This is a genomic window from Bacillus sp. UNC437CL72CviS29 (assembly GCF_000482345.1).
GTDB lineage: Bacteria > Bacillota > Bacilli > Bacillales > Bacillaceae_G > Bacillus_A > Bacillus_A arachidis.
Genome location: NZ_AXVB01000010.1, coordinates 80,620 through 94,313, shown reverse-complemented (window position 1 = coordinate 94,313; position 13,694 = coordinate 80,620). Strand labels below are relative to the sequence as shown.

The 13,694-nt window shown below is 33.8% G+C and carries 17 protein-coding genes; 11 read left to right on the top strand and 6 right to left on the bottom strand.

The genetic code is table 11. The features are described 5' to 3' along the window. Positions 1 to 200 precede the first annotated feature (200 nt). Entirely contained in the window at positions 201 to 380 is a 180-nt protein-coding gene (locus M014_RS0110900) for an H-type small acid-soluble spore protein (RefSeq protein WP_026591761.1), read from the bottom strand. Between the two features lie 68 nt (positions 381 to 448). Beyond that, a complete protein-coding gene (locus M014_RS0110895; RefSeq protein WP_026591760.1) occupies positions 449 to 1,663 on the bottom strand; it encodes a helix-turn-helix domain-containing protein in 1,215 nt (404 codons plus the stop codon). Positions 1,664 to 1,781: 118 nt separating this feature from the next. On the opposite strand from M014_RS0110895, the gene M014_RS0110890 reads away from it, so the two are divergent. The 7 genes from M014_RS0110890 to M014_RS0110860 all read left to right on the top strand — a co-directional run bounded on the left by M014_RS0110890 (position 1,782) and on the right by M014_RS0110860 (position 7,341). Beyond that, the gene (locus M014_RS0110890) at positions 1,782 to 3,050 is read left to right on the top strand and encodes an MFS transporter (protein ID WP_026591759.1); all 1,269 of its coding nucleotides are present in this window, start codon (positions 1,782 to 1,784) and stop codon (positions 3,048 to 3,050) included. Positions 3,051 to 3,222: 172 nt separating this feature from the next. Further along, a complete protein-coding gene (locus tag M014_RS0110885; protein WP_026591758.1) occupies positions 3,223 to 3,750 on the top strand; it encodes a DUF4398 domain-containing protein in 528 nt (175 codons plus the stop codon). A 211-nt stretch (positions 3,751 to 3,961) separates the two neighbouring features. Continuing rightward, positions 3,962 to 4,123 (top strand): hypothetical protein, encoded by a 162-nt coding sequence (locus tag M014_RS0110880; protein WP_026591757.1) that lies wholly within the window; start codon positions 3,962 to 3,964, stop codon positions 4,121 to 4,123. Between the two features lie 170 nt (positions 4,124 to 4,293). Continuing rightward, positions 4,294 to 4,920 (top strand): cupin domain-containing protein, encoded by a 627-nt coding sequence (locus M014_RS0110875; protein WP_026591756.1) that lies wholly within the window; start codon positions 4,294 to 4,296, stop codon positions 4,918 to 4,920. A gap of 126 nt (positions 4,921 to 5,046) precedes the next feature. Further along, positions 5,047 to 6,138 (top strand): serine hydrolase, encoded by a 1,092-nt coding sequence (locus M014_RS0110870; protein WP_035414873.1) that lies wholly within the window; start codon positions 5,047 to 5,049, stop codon positions 6,136 to 6,138. 169 nt (positions 6,139 to 6,307) lie between these two features. Beyond that, entirely contained in the window at positions 6,308 to 6,880 is a 573-nt protein-coding gene (locus M014_RS0110865) for a histidine phosphatase family protein (protein ID WP_026591754.1), read from the top strand. A 68-nt stretch (positions 6,881 to 6,948) separates the two neighbouring features. Beyond that, entirely contained in the window at positions 6,949 to 7,341 is a 393-nt protein-coding gene (locus M014_RS0110860; protein WP_026591753.1) for a hypothetical protein, read from the top strand. A 44-nt stretch (positions 7,342 to 7,385) separates the two neighbouring features. Here M014_RS0110860 and M014_RS0110855 read toward each other — a convergent pair whose 3' ends face one another. From M014_RS0110855 to M014_RS0110845, 3 genes are read right to left on the bottom strand one after another with little or no spacing between them, the layout of a single operon-like run. Further along, positions 7,386 to 8,321, bottom strand: coding sequence for an alpha/beta fold hydrolase (locus M014_RS0110855; protein ID WP_026591752.1), 936 nt, complete (start codon positions 8,319 to 8,321; stop codon positions 7,386 to 7,388). A gap of 14 nt (positions 8,322 to 8,335) precedes the next feature. Next, entirely contained in the window at positions 8,336 to 8,665 is a 330-nt protein-coding gene (locus M014_RS0110850; protein WP_026591751.1) for a DUF3147 family protein, read from the bottom strand. Further along, positions 8,649 to 9,059 (bottom strand): MarR family winged helix-turn-helix transcriptional regulator, encoded by a 411-nt coding sequence (locus M014_RS0110845; protein ID WP_026591750.1) that lies wholly within the window; start codon positions 9,057 to 9,059, stop codon positions 8,649 to 8,651. Before M014_RS0110845 ends, M014_RS0110850 begins: the two co-directional genes overlap by 17 nt. A gap of 159 nt (positions 9,060 to 9,218) precedes the next feature. Between M014_RS0110845 and M014_RS0110840 the strand changes: the two genes are divergently transcribed. From M014_RS0110840 to M014_RS0110830, 3 genes are all read left to right on the top strand, one after another. Next, positions 9,219 to 10,013 carry a protein phosphatase 2C domain-containing protein gene (locus M014_RS0110840; RefSeq protein WP_026591749.1) on the top strand — a complete coding sequence of 265 codons (795 nt, stop codon included), beginning with the start codon at positions 9,219 to 9,221 and terminating at the stop codon, positions 10,011 to 10,013. A 264-nt stretch (positions 10,014 to 10,277) separates the two neighbouring features. Continuing rightward, the gene (locus M014_RS0110835; RefSeq protein WP_026591748.1) at positions 10,278 to 10,844 is read left to right on the top strand and encodes a sigma-70 family RNA polymerase sigma factor; all 567 of its coding nucleotides are present in this window, start codon (positions 10,278 to 10,280) and stop codon (positions 10,842 to 10,844) included. Continuing rightward, the gene (locus tag M014_RS0110830) at positions 10,841 to 11,941 is read left to right on the top strand and encodes a DUF4179 domain-containing protein (protein ID WP_026591747.1); all 1,101 of its coding nucleotides are present in this window, start codon (positions 10,841 to 10,843) and stop codon (positions 11,939 to 11,941) included. Before M014_RS0110835 ends, M014_RS0110830 begins: the two co-directional genes overlap by 4 nt. A 49-nt stretch (positions 11,942 to 11,990) precedes the next feature. Here the strand turns inward: M014_RS0110830 and M014_RS0110825 are convergent, their stop codons facing one another. After that, positions 11,991 to 13,061, bottom strand: a complete 1,071-nt coding sequence (locus M014_RS0110825; RefSeq protein ID WP_026591746.1) for a WD40/YVTN/BNR-like repeat-containing protein — start codon at positions 13,059 to 13,061, stop codon at positions 11,991 to 11,993. A 408-nt stretch (positions 13,062 to 13,469) separates the two neighbouring features. Between M014_RS0110825 and fbpA the strand changes: the two genes are divergently transcribed. Further along, on the top strand, positions 13,470 to 13,640 hold the full coding sequence (gene fbpA / locus M014_RS0110820; protein WP_026591745.1) for a Fur-regulated basic protein FbpA: 171 nt from the start codon (positions 13,470 to 13,472) through the stop codon (positions 13,638 to 13,640). Positions 13,641 to 13,694: the final 54 nt, after the last annotated feature.

The following is a 13,694-nucleotide window of genomic DNA, read 5'->3' as shown; positions in this document are numbered from 1 at the left end:
ACGTACTGTATTGGATGAATTATCGAAAAAGTAATGAATCTCACTTTAGTGGGTTTGTTGTTTGCATTTGTAACATTAGCATTATTTGTACCAGTGATGGTCAAAATATTGGGAAAAGAATATTGATGGCCATTCATCGCATATACGCAAGCACAAAAATAAGAAAAATCCCACTTCAAATAAAACTGAAGTGGGATTTCTTATAGTTCCTCCAGACTATTAATCGGAACAGTTAATTCACGTTCTGGATTTGTTGCATCATATATTCGGGCGGTTTCATTGCTTTCATCAACGTGTTGGATCATAACAGGCAGGCCTTGAAAACTAACATGCGCTGGTTCTGATGACTCGGATAGCTCTTTTGCACGTTGTACATTCATTCTTACATTCCTCCCATCTTTACTATTGTTGCTTGAAGAGAGGAGGAATATACCATTTCAGAGTTGATTTAAGACTTTTGTATTATTTGTAACGTTTCTTTAATAAACACAGTAAATGTCGAATCAGGAAATTCTTGTATAGCATGAAAGGCTTCGGTTGCCTCTTGAAGCGCCTGCTCTTTGTTTTGGAGTTTCATATAACAAAGAGCACGATAAGCTCCTCCGGTTATAATCCATGCTTGGTCTAGTGGATGGAACATATAATCCGGAATTGTTGCTCGTTCTAATGCTTCTAAGGCCTCTTCGTATCGTTTGAGACCGTATAAAGATTTTCCCTTTTCTACGTAATACGCCCCGTCTTCTTGAAAGAGTTGTTCACCTTGGAGTTTTTCTCTAAACAGTTCTAGATGCTGTAGAGCTAACGTGTATTCAGTTGTGATTGTGTTATAGTAATAAGCTTTTAATATGTCTACAACAGCAAGGGATAAAGTGTTTTCTGTAAAAATAGCAAATTGCTCGGATTTCTTTATATAGTGTAAATATTTATTTTCATCAGCTACTATTACCTTTTGATAAGAGAGGATTCGATAAAATTCGTCTGTTTTATAATACACTTGATTTTCTTTTGAGAAGTCAAGGGCCTGTAAGATAATTATTTCGCACCCGTCATAATCACCATATGCAAGTAAAACAACTGCTTCACATAAGAATAGTTCTATTTGTATAATAAGGTCCATCTCTAATTGTCTTGCTTCATATTCTTTTCGAATAGAAGTAAGAAGTTCTAGGCATTCTTCATATTTTTTATGGACAAATAATACATAACAAAGCTTTAAACTGGTTTGTGTACTTTCACGGTATAAAGCATATTTTTGAAAAATTGCTACGGCTTTTTCGATATACGAATGTATGTCGTAATCTTTCATATTAAATGCAGCGCCTATATATTGTTTATATAAACGAGCTGTACTTAAAGTGGGCGGTAGTTCCTTTTGAACAATAGGTAGCAGTGTACGATACACTTCCTCAAATTGATTATCTTTTATTGCTTGTTCCATCTTTGGAATCAGTTTTTTCACTTCTTCGTTGTCGTCTTCTAGTAAAAAGCTTGCTTCACATTCAAGCTTACTAGCAAGATATTGTAATGTCTTCATGGAAGGTGTCGCTTTCCCATTCTCAATTTGACTCAGCATACTTTTTGTTAGCTCTGAGCCAGCCAATTGTGTTTGCGTAAAACGTTTTTCTTTTCGCAATGCTTTAATTTTTTCACCAAGAGTAGCCATATAGTTGCTCCTTTATTATAAAAAAGTTAAATACAATTAAACTTTTTGTTGTCAAAATTTGAAAAGTGGTTATATAATAAGTTTAACACAATTTAACTTTTTAAGGGAGAGTGACATGATGGAAGACGTAAGTATAAGAGGAAATGATCCAAGACTCAAAATTGCAACAAGAAATATCATTTTGATGATGATTGGAAAAATTACTTCTTTATTAGGTGCAGGAATTTATACGTTTGCAATGGGTTTATATGTTTTAAAAACAACAGGGTCAGGAGTAGGATTTGCAATGACACTTATTTGCGGATCTATACCAAGGGTGGTATGTGGACCAATTGCTGGGGCAGTAGCAGATCGTGTAAATCGACGGTGGCTTATTATTGGAATGGACTTATTAAGTAGTTTAACAATGATTACAATGTTTATTCTTTCTACTATATTTGGGTCATCACTTCTATTTATTTATATTTCGGCCGCATTATTATCAATATGTGCAAGTTTCTATTCTGTTTCATTCACTTCTTCAATTCCAAATTTAGTGGATGTGGAGCGTATTCAAAAAGCGAGTGCTTTAAATCAAACAGCGGATTCATTATCAAGAATTTTAGCGCCGATAATTGGCGGGATAATATTTGGGTTGTTTTCCATTACATCCTTTTTTCTCTTAAATGGTATTACATTTTTCTTGGCTGTTATTGTACAATTATTTATCAAATTTGATTTGTATAAAAAAGAAGTAGAGCAAGATAAGGCACATTTCTTAACAAGTATAAAGGATGGGTTTTTATATGTGAAACAGCAACAAGAAATATATGGACTCATGAAAATTGCTCTTTGGGTAAACTTTTTTTCTAGTGCACTTTTTGTTGCACTTCCGTATATTATTGTACAAAACTTACATTTAACTTCTAAGCAACTGGGTACTGTAGAAGGTATGTTGGCGGTTGGAATGTTAATTGGGGCATTTGTTTTATCTGTTCGCAAGGAAATGAATAACCCGTTTCGATCTATTTATATTAGCTTATTGTTATTTGCAAGCTTAAGTTTATGTACTGTCTTTCCGTTAATCGTTACGATTCCAAAGGCAGCAAGTTTTCTTTATTATATTGTTTTTATGCTTCTGAGTGGTGTTTCAATGATAGCAGTGAATATACCAATGCAAGTACATATTCAAAAAACAACAGATCCAGGATATTTAGGACGCGTTTTTGGACTTCTCGAAACAATTGCTACAGCAATTGCTCCGCTCGGAATGATTTTGTTTGGATTTTTATTAGATATGCTTCCTACTAGTATCGTAATGTTAACATTGGGAGTTGGGTTGCTTTTAGTAGTACTATTAGGGATGAAGCAGTGGGGTATGAAAAAACAAGTGGATGTGTCAGCGTAAATAAAAGGAAGCTTTTGTAAAAAAGCTCCAACTTATACATGTTTAAAAATGTGGATAAGTTGGCTTTTTTTATTTTGAAAGTATTTTTTATGTGTGATACATTTAATAAAGTGTGCATAGAATCAAGTTCAATGATATAAGGTGTGTAACAAAGAAAGAGGAGAAAAACATCATGAGAAAAATAAGTTTTGTTATGCTTTTTTTGTCTTTCCTGATGACTGGATGCGGCAATACTTATGATATCCAAGTTGAAACAGGTATGCAGGCATTAAAAGATGAGAAATATAGTGACGCAATCATGTGGTTCGAAAAAGCAGGAAAAGAAAAATCTACGGATGAGACGAAATCATATACAGAAGTTGCCAAACTAATGAATCACGGGGCAACAGCGTTAAAAGATGGAAAATATTTAGAGGCGAGAGATGATGCCAATCAAGTATTGCAAAAGAAAAAGGACGCTACTCTTGAAAAATCTGTAAAGTCAAATGCAGAAAATATGCTTCAGAAAGCAAAAGACATTGAAGAAAAAGAAAAAGAAAGAGTTCAGAAGCAAAGAAAAGTGGATGAAGAAGGCATTGATAAAGTAATAAAGGCTGTAGATAGCATTGATGAAGCAAGGGAAAAACAGAAAAAAATCGGAGAAGCATTGGATAAGGCTGAAAATGCAAAAGAAAAAATAGAAGCGAAGAAAAATCAATAGAGTAATAATGTAATAGTTATGCATGAGGCTGTCGTTTGTTACGACGGCTTTTTTAGGAGGGATCTTAATTTTTTTAGGGTTTCTCCTATTAAGGTGAATACTATTTGTATAATTAGAAAAATCAATTTTGTTACAATAACTTGAATTTCCACCATTTCATCAAAAAAAGGCATATAATGATTCTATAACCTATTACAAGGAAGTGTAACTTATGAATACTGTAACTGTTGTCTATGGTATTATTCTTTCTACTATTATTACTTTATTTGTTGTTGGAGTATCACGTTATATCCATAAATGGAAAGAAGGGATTGCAAAGTTAAATCATATCGAAGAAGAATTTGGTGATTTAATGTTACATCACGGTAAGTAAAGAGGTTTATTTTTTAATTAAACAATGTGAAGTGTATCACAAAACATGCTGGCATTTTGGGCATGTTTTTTTGTTATGTCAAAAAGGTATTAGATAGGCACATCAGTCTCATTTCTTCCATATGATACAACGTTAAGTATGAAATGTTGGGAATAGAAAAGAGGGATCGAATGGCTAATTCTGGATATGTTCCAGATAATAAAAACTTAAAGAAAAGTTCTGGTACACCAAATCTTTTCTTTGACTCACGGAAAAATGTATTTTTTAAACGGAATGATAAAAATATTGCTTATGAAGTGACTTCAACACAATTACCAGCAATGATTGGAGGAGCGTTTGTCGATCTTTTTATGACGAAAGGTCATATGAGGGAACCACATTGGCATCCAAATGCTTGGGAGTTAGATGTCGTCGTTTCTGGAGAAGCAATTACTTCTATTTTAAATCCAGAAACGAATCAACTGCAAAATTATCGGGCAAAAGCTGGGCAAACAGTATTTATTCCAATGGGATGGTGGCACTGGATTACAGCTGTATCAGAAGAAGTACATTTACATCTCTTTTTCAATAATGATCAATTTGAAACAGCTGAAGGATCAGACGTACTTAGAATGACCCCTCCAGAAGTATTCCAAGCCGCTTACGGTGTGAATGCTGAACATTTAGCTAAGGATCTTGCTCCAATTAAGGAATCTGTTGTGATTGGGCCGCCTCATTTAAAGCGTTCTACGGATGAACAGCGGTCTGGTATAGTAGTTGTACTAAATGGAGAGCTGACTTCTTGTGAGATAGAGTAGCTCTTATTTGTTTTGGATAAGAGTTGCTCTATTTTGTATGGAATTTAAAATGGCACTTGATATATTTGTTAATTTGTTTAGTATAATAAATAAATAAATAAATAGTATGTTGTTGGAGGGATAAATATAGTTAAAATATTAAAGATTATAGGGATAATACTTTGTATCATCTTAGCAATCATTATAGCTTTTTTTGTAATTATGGAATATTACTATTCAAAAGAAGATCCCAATTATGTACTAAATTACATAAAAGAACATAAAGATGATCAAACTTGTTCACTAGTTATTAGAAGAAACGGTGAGGTACTAGTCTCTGTAAATGAGAATAAAAAATTACCGTTAGCAAGTATGGCAAAAATAGTAGTAGCAGTGGAATTTGCAAAACAAGTTTCAGAAGGAAAGATAAATTCACAGGAACAAGTTCCATTACAAGATTTAGAAAAATATTACGTACCAGACACAGATGCTGGAGCACATCCTGCATGGTTAGAGGATGCAAAAATAAGAAATGCAATAAAAAATGAAAAGCTTTCATTAGAAGAAGTAGCTATAGGGATGATTCACTTTAGTTCCAATGCAAATACAACTTACTTATTAGAGAGATTGGGACTGGAAAGAGTAAATGAAAGTTTAAAGGAACTAGAATTAAATAGTCATGATGCATTCTATCCATATACATCGGCATTGTATATGAGGGGATATGCAGAAAAAGAACTTCATATTTCTGAAGATCAATCATTAGAAGTATTACGTAAAATGTCCATGGATGAATATAGAAAGCACGCTTTACAAATACATGAATGGATGAAAGACGAAGAAGAATGGAAAAAGCGTAATATACCATTAAAAGCGGATATAGAATTTCAACGTATTTGGTCTGATAGATTAGTAAGCGCAACTGCTAAAGATTATATGAATTTAATAAGGAAAATCAATAATAGAAATGAGTTTCCAAAGGCAATGCAGGATGAAATCGAGCGGATTTTTAAGGGAACTGTTAAAGACAGGATATATGAACATGCTGGTAAAAAAGGAGGTTCAACAGCATTTGTATTAACAAATAGCTTTTACGGTACTGATAAAGAAGGAAACAGGGTTGAAATAGTCTTTATGTCCAACGATTTAGATAAGATAACGTATAAAAAACTTGAAAATAATGTAAATCACTTTATCCGAGATGTTGTAACGAGCGAAGAATTTAGAGGGAAGTTATAATGATATAATTTTATTATGTAAACAAAAAGATGACTTATATAAGTCATCTTTTTGTTTGTTATGAAGGAACAGGATTTCGTTTATATTTTATTGAATATAAATTTTTACAACTAAAGAAAAAATGAAATTGTTAATGTTCAAATACCTTAACAAAAAAGGAGAGTAATTGATGACTACAATATATTTCGTTCGCCATGCTCATTCTATATATACACCGGAAGAAAGGGAACGGCCATTATCTGAAAAAGGACGGAATGATGCGCAAAGTGTAGCCGATTTATTAAAAGAAGAGAAAATTGATGTTGTCATTTCTAGTCCATATAAAAGAGCAATTCAAACTGTTCAAGGAGTTGCGGTTCAATTTGAATTACCGATACATATGGAAGAAGATTTGCGTGAGAGACTACTAAGTAAAGAACCGGTAGTAGATTTTGAGGAAACAATTACAAAAGTATGGGAAAATCCAACATTTTCTTTCGATGGTGGAGAATCAAATAATAGTGCACAACAGCGTGGTAGTGCATGTATCAAGAAAATTTTAAAAGACTACAGAGGGAAAAACATTGTCGTTGGAACGCATGGAAATATTATGGTACTCATTATGAATTATTTTGATTCTAAATATGATTTTAATTTTTGGAAAGCACTTGAAATGCCAGATATATATAAATTAACTTTTAATGAAGAAAAATTAATTTCTGCTGTAAGGATAGAAACCAGTCATCTGGTGAATAATTTGTAAAATTTTATCGAGAAAGCAGGAAAGAACAGAGCGGTTAGAGAAGTATGCTCTTGTACCATAAAAAAAGTATGATAAAGGAGGCTGTTTACATGTTTGAGAAAGAGAAGGAAGGGCTTATGGAAGTTCATAATGTATACGAAATTGCTCCATCAGATGGAACAATTATTGGTATGGCAACACCAGAAGAAATGGAAGTTGCTGCTGAACTAGAATTACAGCACTATGCCTATTCTCGTTTATTAGAAGCAAATGTTCAGTTAGACGGTTCCTCCTATAAAGATATACTTCAGGAGCTCCAGGAGTATGAAAGAAAGTCAATGAGATTCTGGCGCGCATTACATAAACGTTTAGATGTACCATGGGCATGGGTACTTCGTGTTGATGTTGCAAATGGTCCTATATATGTGAATAATGGGAACTCGTATTATGATGGTGATGAAGACGAGGAAGATTATGCATAGATAAAAGAGGAAAGCAGCGAAGGCTGCTTTCCTTTTTTGTATGTTTATTTAGCTCTGGGATTTTCACTGTTTTTTACGTTATGTATATCATCTTCTTGTAGAGAATGAATTGCATGAATTATGATATCAGGGCGGTCACTTTCGATTCCGTGGCTAGCATTTTGGGCGAGGATGTATCGGCTATTTTGAGAGAGCATAAGTTGCTCTTGAATAAGCTCCTGCCAAACTTCTTCAAGCTTTGTAGCTTCTTCATTAGGCATTCCACCTTGAATCATCTCCCCGATGGAGTAATTCGGGTCCCTCCCGATGATAACAAGTGGAGTTTTTAATGTTACTTCAAGTTGTTTCATTCTTTTTGCGCAATTTTTCCATTCTGAAAGTTCAGAAGTAGTTGCTTTGTATAATAATGGTGAGGTAGAAAAATCCACATATTGTTTTTGTTTACGTGATGACAAGTGACTATGTTGATTTGCTAATATAGATTGTAGTTCTGCATAAAGTGAGTCTGAATCCATATTAGAATAACTTCTATATTTTTGTAGCCACATATCATCTGAATCTGTTTTATCTGAGACAGGTAAATCAAGATCGTCTAATCGATGTAAGTTCATAGACGTTGAATCAACAAGAATTACAGCTTTTAATTGATTAGAATGTAACATTGCAAACTGCTGTGCACATAATCCTCCATAAGAATGACCAACTAAAATAATGGGTTGCCTAATAGCTAATATATGTAATAATTCGTGCAATTCTTTTGTTGCTTGTAGTGTCGTACGTGGTTCGTTACCAAGTTCACTTTTCCCATAACCAGGGCGATGAAATAGAACTACGGTATAATTTGAAGAAAGTTTTTCTGCAATTTGGAACCAATCATAAAAGGAACATCCTATCCCTGTTTGAATCACAACAGTCTGAGAGCCATTTCCCATTATACAAACTTCCATTTTCTTTCCGCGTACTTCTACAAAACGATTCATGGTAATATCCTCCACTAAGATTGAAATGTTTTTTGACAAGCAAATACGATACACCAAATGCCTACACCGAATAGTACAGAGGTACTGAGTGAAAAAGAATTCTTTAATCCAATATAAACAATAAATAATAGTAGTGCTGATGCGGGGAATCCATATAATACCCCTAAAGCAAATTGACTTAAATCTTGTTTACTCCCGCCTTCAACAGAAATCCAAAACAAGCTAAGTAAACTAATAAGTGGAAGGGCAGCTATGAAACCGCCAAGCGTACTATAATGTTTAGCGAATTCAGTTACACCGCCAATAATTAAAGCAGAGACGATTACCTTAACGAGGAAATGCATATTTTGACTCCTTTGCTAGTAATGAAAAAGCCTTTTCAAGTAATTGTTGTTCTTCTTCTGAAAATTGAGCTTCTAATATTTTTAATTTTTCTTCATCTAATAATGTATGTTTTGCTAAAGCTTCTTTACCTTCTGTGGTCAATGCGAGATTAACGACTCGTTCATCTCGTTTATTTCGCTCCTTTATAACGAATCCTTTTTGGATAAGGCGTTTCACATGCTCTGATGCTGTATTATGAGATAAGCCTAATTCAGATGCAACTTTCCCAATTGTAGTCTCCGTTTCTCGAGAAATGATTTGAAGAATCCGAATGGCTTGGTGAGAAAGATTGTCTGTATATTCATACCGTAAGTGATAATAAATGGTTTCCCAATTTTGATTGATGTTCTTCATGATAAAATCCTCCGTTTGTTATTTATATCGTATAATAAGATATATTCTTTTTGTGAGAAGTAAATTCCTTCTATTTCACATAAAAAAATTGAAAAAGTTTATTTTTCTTGAAATTTACGGTACTCTTAGTGTAAAGGCATACAAATAGCAAGAGAGAGGATGATTGAAGTGTATACATTTAAATGGATTAGTCATGAAAAGATGTATTTAGATCAGATACATGTTGAAAAATGTGGTCCTCTTTCAGTTGGTATATATGGTGGGAATCAAGAGAGTGATGCGTATGAAAGAGGAGATGCAGTACTAGCTTGGTGGGACCCGCAATTAGAATTTGAATTTGTTATGATCTTTGATGCTCATCATAAAACGAAAAAGATACATTATATAATAGAAGCAATTTCGGAAAGAAAAGAGAAGTTACAGGAATTGTTCTCATATCCAGTTCACCTCGCGTTTCATCATACACATATGTATTTATTAGCGTTATTTACAGATGAATCGTTTATTGAGAAAAGTGAACAAGAAAATGAAGAACTTGCGTGTTTAATTTGTTTGCGAAAAGGTGAGTTCCTATATTGGTTATCAGTAGGAGAGTGCTTTGCATATTTATTTCATTCAGAACAGTTACAGAATGGAAAAGGAAGATTAAATAAACGTAAATTCTACGAGTATATTGGAAGAAAAAATGTGTTTGCTGCTAATACGCCGTGTTTCACTTCAGGAGTTCGTGGATTAGAGAAAGGAATGAATCATATTGTTTTGGCAACAGACGGTATGTTAGAGTGTGATCAGCAAACGTTTCATGATGATCAGTCCTTACTTGAAGTGCTGCATAGGGGGGATTGTCTTCAGATTGAGCCTGCATTAGCAAGCGTGCTTGAATGGAAGGGAAGAGATTGTGCGACCATAATTGGGTGGTCTATTGATACGGAAAATAGAGAATGTACAAAATAATATTTTTGAAAAAGTGAGCTTAGGATAGATACATTCTAAGCTTATTTTATTTTTCTTACATAGATGAGAATCAGCGTGGAATTTATATAATTTAATTCGAACGAGCCTTCGGTGGATTTCTCATATATTGAAGGTTTGCTGTATATGAAAAAATATAATTACCCTTTGAAATTAAGAAAATGATGATAAATGTGAGAGAAAAAATTTTCCTGTACGTTATATAGGGTGTAAAAGCTTTTACAACAAAATAAGGGGAATTGTGAGATGAAATCAAATGAGAAAAATTTTATAAAAAGGTTGCAGCGGCAAAAAGAAGATGCATTAGAGTTTATTGTCGATATATATTTACCATTAATAAAGGGCATAACGCATAAAGTTCTTGTTCCGCTTCAAAATGATGGATTGATAGATGAATGTATCAATGATATTTTTCTTTCGATTTGGAATAATGCTGAAAAGTTTCATGGAGATTCAGACGATTTTAAGAAGTGGATTGCAGCGATTGCTAAGTTTAAAGCGATTGATTATTACAGAAAAGCAAATAAGAAAATAGAAATTATTTCAGATGAATTCAATTTAATCATGGAAAAATCGGTAGAAGATGAATTAATTATTATGGAAGATAGAGAAGAATTGATAAAGCTTATTAATCAATTAGATCCCGTAGACCAAAAGGTGTTCATGATGAAATATCTTCTCGGTTTAAAAACGGAGGAGATAGGAGAGAAATTAGGTTTAACGAGGGCTGCGATAGATAATCGAATTTATCGTGGGAAAAAGAAACTACAACAAAATGCTATGAATATTAGTCTGGGGGGTAGTGTGATATGAAAGATATTTATGAATTATTAAATGATGTTGATATAGATGAAAAAGACTTAGAGGAAATGAAGGTCTATGAATTTGAAAAAGAAAAAGTGAAACGAAATTTAAAACAGGTTATACATAAAAAGAAAAAAACGAGAAACTGGAAAAAGAGTGTCGCTGCTGCATCTGTTTTAGTAGGGTTATCAGTTGCAACGCTTGGAATTGGATTTCCTACTTACGCTGGGGGGCTTCCAATTGTAGGGGATATTTTTCGGTTTTTAGATAATGGTAGAACGGGACTTTATGAAAATTATAAAGAGTTTTCTACTGAGTTAAATATGACGAGAGAAAATAATGGGATTAAAGTTACGATTAATGATGTGATTTCTGATGGACGAAGTGTATCAATAACGTATTCAATGGAAAGTGAGCAAGATTTAGGGGATGACCCAATTATATTAGGTGGGTTAGAGATAATGGAGGCTGGTGGAGGAACAGGAAGTTCTCAAATTTCTAAAGTTGCAGATAAAAAGTATGTAGGTATGGCGACAACGACACATCATAGCAGTAATAAGAAAGACAAAATAAACCTTAGATGGAATATAGACAAAATAGAAATACCGGATAAAAAGAAAGAAATAAAAGGGAATTGGAATTTTGCTCTTACTGTAAAGGCAATGGATAGTAAAGAAAAAACAATTAGTGGAAGTTCCGAAAAAGAAGGCGTAAAAGTAAATATGGAAAAGGTGGCAGTGTCACCGATATCGTTTATTCTTTATTACAATCAAGAAGTTTCTAAAAATACAAGGAAGGAATGGGATGCTGTAGATGTTGAGTTGGAAGTTAAAGATGATTTAGGTAATCATTATTCTGGAGAAGGAAATGGTGGATCAGGTAAGGATTCCTATAATATTCATTGGAGTGACACATTTCAAAAGCTCAATGAAAATGCAACGAAACTTATTATCACTCCTCGTGTTAACTTACGAATTCATACCCCCGAAAATCATGGCGGGGTAGAAATGAGAGACGGAAAAGAGAAGAAGATTGAAGTACCTAAAAAAGAAGCAAAAAATAAAAAAATCGTTTTAGATGATATTGTGATTGATTTAAAGAAATAACAGAAATAAAAGGGCGTCTTATGAAAATAAGACAGCCCTTTTATTTCTGTTAGGAAGTAATCAATAAAGCATGTGGATGTTGCGTTTTGTATTCTTCTTTCCAAGGAATGTTTAATTGCTCCCAAGTTTGCCCGCTATCTAAAGACTGAAATACACCATTATTATTTAAAGTATAAAATGTATGGGGTTCGGCAGGATTTGTTGCAAGCATAGAGATGACAGTTCCGATTGCTGAAGGTAGCCCGTGCTGCATTTTTTGGAAAGGAGTGTTTTTTGTTTTTCGATAAATATAAGATTCATAAGGTATACGATGGTGAGCTAGGTCAGCACTTGGTGCAGCAGAGACCAGTATCGTATCACAATCACCAGGATCGATAGCCATACTATATAAATAGTGGTGTTCTAAGCCCTCGCTACAAGAAGTCCAATTGCTTCCGCTATTATAACTTTCAAGATATGCACGGTCAGGTCCGCCCATAAACCCATCGCCACATGATGCATACAGACGATTCGGGGCCTGTGGGTGCATAAGTAGTTGATGAGCATCAATAGGAGCGCCGAATTTTTTATCCTCCCAAGTTTGGCCATTATCCTTACTTCGAATGATAGCGCCTGCTTCAATTGATACATGTATTGTATCTTGTTTATTTGGATCGACTGTAATCCAGCGAACATGATGTGTAAAAGGACGAGGTGGAAATGCCCATGTGTATGAAGAAAGTAATGATTTCATGTTCTTACACTCACTCCATGTTGCACCACCATTTTCTGAATAAAACAACGCGCTAGGTTCCGTTCCTACATAAACAATGCCGTAGCCATTAACTTGTTTAATAGGACTAATAGCAATCGAAGTAATAGCAGAATGTAAAATACCATCTTCTTTAGGAAAGTCAAAATAGCGGTAAGAATCTCCAATTGGTCTCCAAGAATCACCTCGGTCATCGCTTACCCATAATCCTCGGCCAAAGGTGCCGCAATAGATACGATTTGGTTGAAATGGATCAACCGCAATACAAGTAGGTTGTATATTTTGTAAGTGATATTGAACTTGAAACTCTTCATTTCTTTTTTCTACAACAAGAAGTTCACGTTCCATACAAAGAAATAATCGCTTCAATTTTATATCCTCCTTTACATTTCTTACAGTATTAAACAATATGAGAAAGAAAAAGAAATAGTCATATTTTTAGGTTGAGAAAAAGGAAATGATAAGAAGACACAAGGCGTACTAGCAGAAGCGACACGTTTATTGAAGGATAGGTTTTATGTAGGACATATTACGAGACAAATAGAAATAGAGGATATATACGTAAAGAACCACTTTGCAAAGTATGAAAGAAAAAAGATGATAAAAAGTGTCATAAACTCATTCTTGCAACATACATATATATAATGTGGCCACAAACAGTTGTAAGGTAAATATCTCATCATATTACTTTACTTCTAAAATATCATCTTTATAATCAAAGTGGTAATTGATAAGGATTATCATTTTCAGTTATTGTAGAAAGGGGTTTTTAAAAAGATGAGTAGTCAACTCCGTTTTGCTATTGAAATTCGCAGGAGGCAGTTAATTGACCAGTTAATTGGAGCTGGTGTGTTTAAAATTCTTGATCGACAATTATACGAGCTTTCTTTAGAGGAACTAGAAAAAGAGTATAGGGACATTAAAAAATATGCCGAAGTTCGCGCATAGTCATATAGAATAGTAAATGAAGACCCCCCTAAGTTGGAAAAAAACAAGGAGGGG

What these genes read in the sequence shown, in the direction of transcription:
- M014_RS0110900 (WP_026591761.1), bottom strand. Translation starts at nt 380, where the DNA reads ATGAATGTACAACGTGCAAAAGAGCTATCCGAGTCATCAGAACCAGCG.
- M014_RS0110895 (WP_026591760.1), bottom strand. Translation starts at nt 1,663, where the DNA reads ATGGCTACTCTTGGTGAAAAAATTAAAGCATTGCGAAAAGAAAAACGT.
- M014_RS0110890 (WP_026591759.1), top strand. Translation starts at nt 1,782, where the DNA reads ATGGAAGACGTAAGTATAAGAGGAAATGATCCAAGACTCAAAATTGCA.
- M014_RS0110885 (WP_026591758.1), top strand. Translation starts at nt 3,223, where the DNA reads ATGAGAAAAATAAGTTTTGTTATGCTTTTTTTGTCTTTCCTGATGACT.
- M014_RS0110880 (WP_026591757.1), top strand. Translation starts at nt 3,962, where the DNA reads ATGAATACTGTAACTGTTGTCTATGGTATTATTCTTTCTACTATTATT.
- M014_RS0110875 (WP_026591756.1), top strand. Translation starts at nt 4,294, where the DNA reads ATGGCTAATTCTGGATATGTTCCAGATAATAAAAACTTAAAGAAAAGT.
- M014_RS0110865 (WP_026591754.1), top strand. Translation starts at nt 6,308, where the DNA reads ATGACTACAATATATTTCGTTCGCCATGCTCATTCTATATATACACCG.
- M014_RS0110860 (WP_026591753.1), top strand. Translation starts at nt 6,949, where the DNA reads ATGATAAAGGAGGCTGTTTACATGTTTGAGAAAGAGAAGGAAGGGCTT.
- M014_RS0110855 (WP_026591752.1), bottom strand. Translation starts at nt 8,321, where the DNA reads ATGAATCGTTTTGTAGAAGTACGCGGAAAGAAAATGGAAGTTTGTATA.
- M014_RS0110850 (WP_026591751.1), bottom strand. Translation starts at nt 8,665, where the DNA reads ATGCATTTCCTCGTTAAGGTAATCGTCTCTGCTTTAATTATTGGCGGT.
- M014_RS0110845 (WP_026591750.1), bottom strand. Translation starts at nt 9,059, where the DNA reads ATGAAGAACATCAATCAAAATTGGGAAACCATTTATTATCACTTACGG.
- M014_RS0110840 (WP_026591749.1), top strand. Translation starts at nt 9,219, where the DNA reads ATGATTGAAGTGTATACATTTAAATGGATTAGTCATGAAAAGATGTAT.
- M014_RS0110835 (WP_026591748.1), top strand. Translation starts at nt 10,278, where the DNA reads ATGAAATCAAATGAGAAAAATTTTATAAAAAGGTTGCAGCGGCAAAAA.
- M014_RS0110830 (WP_026591747.1), top strand. Translation starts at nt 10,841, where the DNA reads ATGAAAGATATTTATGAATTATTAAATGATGTTGATATAGATGAAAAA.
- fbpA (WP_026591745.1), top strand. Translation starts at nt 13,470, where the DNA reads ATGAGTAGTCAACTCCGTTTTGCTATTGAAATTCGCAGGAGGCAGTTA.